This is a genomic window from Protofrankia sp. Cj3 (assembly GCF_917627355.1).
In the GTDB taxonomy this organism is placed as follows: Bacteria; Actinomycetota; Actinomycetes; order Frankiales; family Frankiaceae; genus Protofrankia.
This window is the reverse complement of the sequence record NZ_CAKJTR010000004.1, coordinates 53637-59165: the sequence shown is the minus strand read 5'-3', so window position 1 is coordinate 59165 and position 5529 is coordinate 53637. Positions and strand designations below refer to the sequence as shown.

Below are 5529 nucleotides of genomic sequence, written 5' to 3'. Positions count from 1 at the left end.
CTTCAGCTTCACCAGCCTTGCCGGGCCGAGGGATCGCGGCGAGGAGCTCCTGCGTGTAGGTATGGACCGGCTGCGAAAACACCTGCCTGACATCTCCGGTCTCGACGACGCGGCCGTCCTTCATCACGAGGAGCCGGTCGCTGACATGATGGATCACCCCGAGGTCATGGGAGATGAACAACAACGCCACCCCGAGGCCGCGTTGCAGGGCGGTGAGCAGATCGAGTATCTGGGCTTGGATCGACACGTCGAGCGCGGAGACCGGTTCGTCACAGACGATCACATCAGGTGATGGTGCAAGTGCCCGCGCGATCGCGACCCGCTGGCGTTGGCCCCCGGACAGCTCCCGGGGCCGCCGCTGGAGCATGTTCGCGGCCAGGCCTACCTGGTCGAGCAGCTCGATGATCTTCACCCGTCGATCCCGTCCGCGCCGGGGGCCGGCCACCGCCTCGCCGATGATGCGTTCGACGGTGTAACGCGGGTCGAACGAACCCATCGGGTCCTGGTAGATGGCCTGGATCCGCCGGCGGTACGCCCTGCGGTCGCGCTCGCGGATCCTGCCGCCTGACTGTCCCGCCGCTCCGGCGCTAGCTCCAGCTCCGTTCGCCGTTCCGTTCCACAGCGCACCGGCGAGCCGGACGCTGCCTTCGTCCGGCTCAAGCAGGCCGAGCACGATGCGGGCCACCGTCGTCTTGCCCGAGCCCGACTCGCCGACCAGGCCGAGCGCCTCACCCGCCCGGAGCTGGAACGACACGTCCCGGGCCGCGTGATGCCAGGTCTGGTCAGGGGAGCGGAACCGTTTGGAGATGCTTTCAGCCTCGATGAGGAGGCCGCCACGCGGAGCTGGCGGCCGCGCAGTCTCGACGACCGACAGCCGGTGTGGAGTTTCCTCCGGTGCCGCCATGGGGTACCAGCACAGCGCGCCATGCCCTGGTCCGGCGTCGGCTGGCGCGGGCAGTTCGTCACGGCACCTCTGGTCGGCGAGCCGGCACCGGAGCGCGTACGGGCAACCGTCCGGGCCGGCTGCGGGCTGCCCGGACGCGGCGGCCGACAGCCGGGCGCCCTTGGCGTGCATGGCGGGTGCGGCCGCGAGCAGCGCCCGGGTGTACGGGTGTCGTGGGCTGCTCAGCACACGGTCCGTCGGCCCCTGCTCGACGATCAGCCCGCTGTGCATGACCGCGATCGTGTCCGCGAGCCCGGCCACGACGGCGAGGTCGTGGCTGATGAGCAGGAGCGCCATGCCGCTGTGCTTGAGCCGCCGGAGCAGGTCGAGAACCTGCGCCTGGACGGTGACGTCCAAAGCGGTCGTGGGCTCGTCCGCGAGCAGCAGCGCTGGACCGGCGGCGATCGCGGATGCGATCAGCGCCCGCTGCCGCAGGCCACCGGAAAGCTGGTGCGGGTACTGGCGCGCACGCTGTCGGGGATCGGGAATACCCACGTCCGTCAGCAGGGACAGCACCCGGCCGCGCATCTCGGCCCGGTCGACAACCCGGTGGGTGCGTAACGTCTCGGCGACCTCCGCGCCCACCGTCCGGAGCGGGTCGAGCGAGACCAGGGCGTCCTGGAGCACCAGGCCGATCCGCCGGCCGCGCACCGCTTGCCACTGAGGCTCGGTCAGAGTGCTCAGATCCCTGCCGTCGAACACCAGCCGGCGCGCGGTGGCCGCCGCGCGGGCACCGGTGAGGCCGACGAGCGTGCGGGCGGTGACGCTCTTGCCGGAGCCGGACTCGCCCACGAGGGCGAGGCACTCGCCCCGGCCGAGAGTGAACGACACGTCCCGAACCGCCCGGACGGGCCCGGAGCCCGGATGGAACGTCACGTCGAGACCGTCGACGACAAGGAGAGGATGATCGGCGGCGCCGGGCATGGTCATCGGGTGGTCCTACCGGCGAAGTGGGCCTGCGCATATCGGCCGGCCACGTTGACGGCGATCACGGTGACGGCGATGGCCGCTCCCGGGAACACCCCGATCCACCAGGCCGTCTGTAGGAAGTCGCGGCCTTCGGACAGCATCAGGCCCCACTCCGGGGCCGGTGGCCTCGTCCCGAGGCCGAGGAAGCTCAAGGCGGACGCGTAGATGAGGGCCGTGCCGAAGCCGACCGTGGCAAGCACGAGCACCGGACCGAGCGCGTTGGGCAGGACATGGCGCGCCACCAGCAGCCCCCGCCGAAGGCCGAGCCCCACGGCGGCCTCGACGTATCCCGAGCGCCGCACCACCATCGCCTCGGCGCGGACAAGCCGTCCGTATACCGGGATCAGCGCCGCCGCTATGGCAAGCACGGTATTGGTCGTACCAGCGCCGAGAACGGCGATCACCAGCAGCGCCAGGAGCACCGGCGGCATCGCGATCAATATATCCGCCAGGCGCATGAGGACCAGATCGGCGACGCGCCCGCCGAGCGCGGCGGTCAGGCCGAGCAGCGTGCCTCCGCCGACGGCGAGCGCGATCGCGCCGAGACCGAGCAGGAGCGACGTTCGAGCGCCATAGAGGATCCGGGTGAAAACGTCACGGCCGATCTGGTCAGTACCGAACCAGTGCGAACCACCCGGAGCCGCGAGCGCGTTCACCGGGTCGGTGTCGGTCGGGGAGGCATCGGTGAACAGTCCCGGCGCGATCGCCACAACTGTGACCAACAGGAGAACCACGGCCGCGACGACCAGGGCGGGACGGCCTCTCCGGCGGCGCCGGGCACTGGGCACGGCGCCGGCCCCCAGCGGGACGACGGAGCCGACAGCTGTCACAGGGCTGCCTCCGTCGTCCGCAGTCTCGGGTCGATGACCAGGTGGAGCAGGTCCACCACGGTGAAAATGAGGACGACGGCGAAGGCCGACAGCAGGACGACCCCCAGCACGACCGGCAGGTCCCTGCTGGTCACCGCCTGCATGGTCAGCGATCCGATGCCAGGCCGGCTGAAGACCGTCTCGATCACCACCGTGCCGCCGAGCAGCGTCCCGGTCAGCCAGCCCGCCAGCGTCAGCAAGGGTGTCGCCGCGTGCCGGAAGGCGTGGCGCAGCCTGACCGCGCTCTGGCTCAGGCCGCGGGAGCGCGCGGTGACCACGAACGGCTGTTCCAGCGCGGCCTCAAGGCCCTCACGCAACACCTGACCCAGCACACCGGCCACTGACAGCGCGAGGGTGACCGCGGGCAGCACAAGCGAGGAGAGGCTCTGCGCGCCGGCCACCGGGAAGATCCGGAGCTGGAACGAGAACACGGTCAACAGCATGATCCCCAGCCAGTGCGGCGGGGTGGACAACGCCACCAGCTCCCAGGCCGTGGCGGTGGCACGCAGGGCCGGCCGCCGTCCAGCTGTCACCACCGCGGACACCACCGCGATGACGACGGCGAGGGCGACCGCGGCCACGGTGAGCTGGACCGTAGGCCAGATCTGATCGTTGATCAGTTTCGACACAGGCTGCTGGAGCTGGTAGGAGCTGCCCAGATCGCCGTGGAGGAGGTTGCCGACGTAACGCGCGTACCGTACCGGTACGGGCTGGTCGAACCCGAATTCGGTCCTGATCTGCTGCCGAATCTCGGGGGAGGCCGTGGTCGTCGGCCCCAACAGGACCGCTACCGTGTCGCCAGGGACGAGCTGGAGCGCGGCGAAGGCCAGCGTCGCAGCCCCGAGCATCACCGCCGTCCCCGCGAGCAGGCGTTCGGCAGCCCCTTGTATTATTCCCCGTCCGCTGAACAGGGCACGTCTGGTAGCCAGTGGTGAACGCATCCGGTATCCATGAGCCGATCCGTCGAGGCGAGTCCAGGGCGCGCTGATGGAAAAATATCAGCGCAGCTCGGTGAGGTGCTATTTCTTGTTATGCCAGGCGTCGTAGAAAAGTGGCCATGAGTTCGCGTCGAAGGCGATTCCCTTTACGTACCCGGCCGCTCCGATGATGGAGCTTGACGTGTACACCGGGATCACAACGGCCTTGTTGATGACCGCCTTCTGGGTCTTGGCGTAGACGTCATTGCGGGTCGCCTGGTCCAGCGTGGCCGCGCCTGTGTCGGTCCAGTTGTCCACCTCGGGGTCGCTGAGCAGCGAGGCGTTCTGGCCGCCAGTGGCCAGGGTGCTGCCGCTGTTGAAGAACAGCCGCAGCACATCCGGCTCGAACCGGCCCCAGCTGAAGTCCAGCACCTGGAACTGGCCGCCGTAGGCCTTGGTGACGTAGGTGCCGATGTCCACGGCTGGGCGGGTGATCTCGACACCTATCTTTTTGAGGTCGTCCTGGATCGCCTGGCCCAGGATGTCACGCTGTTCCCGTACGAATGCCGGCACCGTAGGCCATTCGATGGTGAGACGTATGCCGTTCCGGGTGCGGTACCCAGCGGCGTCACGACCGGTCCAGCCTGCCTGGTCGAGGAGCTGGTTGGACGTTGCCGGCTCGTAGGGCCAGCTTTTCTCCAACGTGGCGTCATACGATGGTGTGGTTGCCGAGATGGGGCTCCAGGCTCGCTTGTACTGGCCGAAGTAGACGGTACTGACGTCCTGGTCCAGGTTCACCCCTCGCTGTATGGCGGTGCGGACGCGCTCGTCGTTGAGCGGAGCCAGGGACGTGTTCAGGTAGAGGCTGTAGGGCGCGCCAGCGATATCCTTGCGCAGTACCTGAAGGTTCTGGTCGGCCTGGATGGCCTTTACATTCGCCGGTGGAACAGCGCTGATAACATCGATCTGGCCGCTGGTCAGCGAACCGACCCGTGCCGCGTTCTCCTTGAGAATGCGGATGGTCAGCGTGTCGATATAGGCGGGGCCGGTGTGCTTGCCGGTAGCCGGGGCCCAGGCGTATGCGGGATTTTTCGTCAGTACGATGCGCTGGCCCTTTGTGTAGCTGGTGAAGGTGAACGGCCCGGTGCCGACGGCGACCGGGCCGCCGCCGCACAGCTTGTCGGCATTGGCCGTCAGTGTCTTCGGCGAGTAGAAGCCGAGGTAGGCGGTGCTGGCCGCCTGGAGGAACGGGGCGAACGGCTTGGAAAAATTGACCTTGACGGTGTATGGATCGATGACGTCTGTCCCGGTGTAGGGGCCGAGCAGGCTCGCGGCGTACTGCGATTTTGTCGTCTTTGCGACTATATGGTCAAAATTGATCCGCACGGCATCGGCGTTGAAGTCGGTGCCGTCGGTGAACGTGACCCCCTGCCGCAGCCGGAAGGTAAAGCTCGTCAGGTCCGGTGCGATGTCCCAGGAAGTGGCCAGCCACGGGTGGAAGGTACCGGCATCGTCCTCCGTGACAAGGGAGTCGAAGACGTTACGCTGGATCGCCGCGGTGATGTCCTGCTGGCTGACGTGGATGTCGAAGCAGGTCGGTTCGGTGTCGATCCCGTAGGTTAGGGATCCACCGGGCACCGGTTTGTCCGCGTAGGTAGCGGTGGACCCAGCGTTCGAACCGCAGGCGGCAAGGAAGAGCGTCGCGGTGACGGCTGCTCCCGCTATGCGAGCGTGTGTGCGGCCGGGCTTTCGATCAGCGAGCCGGAGCGGCGATTTTAAACACGCGCTGCGGTGTACGGGCCTGGTAAAGCGCATGCGAGGGCTCCGAGGG

Annotated in this window: 4 protein-coding genes; all 4 read right to left on the bottom strand. The window is 68.1% G+C overall.

Annotation, left to right across the window (positions count from 1 at the left end; translation table 11 throughout):
• Window positions 1-1873 (bottom strand): dipeptide ABC transporter ATP-binding protein (locus MJ783_RS01200; RefSeq protein WP_370651396.1); only part of this gene is annotated, 1873 nt, incomplete at its 3' end.
• Entirely contained in the window at window positions 1870-2742 is an 873-nt protein-coding gene (locus MJ783_RS01195; RefSeq protein WP_239308017.1) for an ABC transporter permease, read from the bottom strand. The genes MJ783_RS01195 and MJ783_RS01200, both read right to left, overlap by 4 nt.
• Complete coding sequence (locus MJ783_RS01190) at window positions 2739-3722, bottom strand: ABC transporter permease (protein WP_255724333.1); 984 nt, start codon at window positions 3720-3722, stop codon at window positions 2739-2741. The genes MJ783_RS01195 and MJ783_RS01190 overlap by 4 nt, the downstream gene beginning before the upstream one ends.
• Before the next feature lie 78 nt (window positions 3723-3800).
• Window positions 3801-5336, bottom strand: a complete 1536-nt coding sequence (locus MJ783_RS01185; protein ID WP_239308016.1) for an ABC transporter substrate-binding protein — start codon at window positions 5334-5336, stop codon at window positions 3801-3803.
• Window positions 5337-5529 lie beyond the last annotated feature (193 nt).

Coding starts and splice junctions, on each gene's coding strand:
- MJ783_RS01190 (WP_255724333.1), bottom strand. CDS start 3,722: ATGCGTTCACCACTGGCTACCAGACGTGCCCTGTTCAGCGGACGGGGA.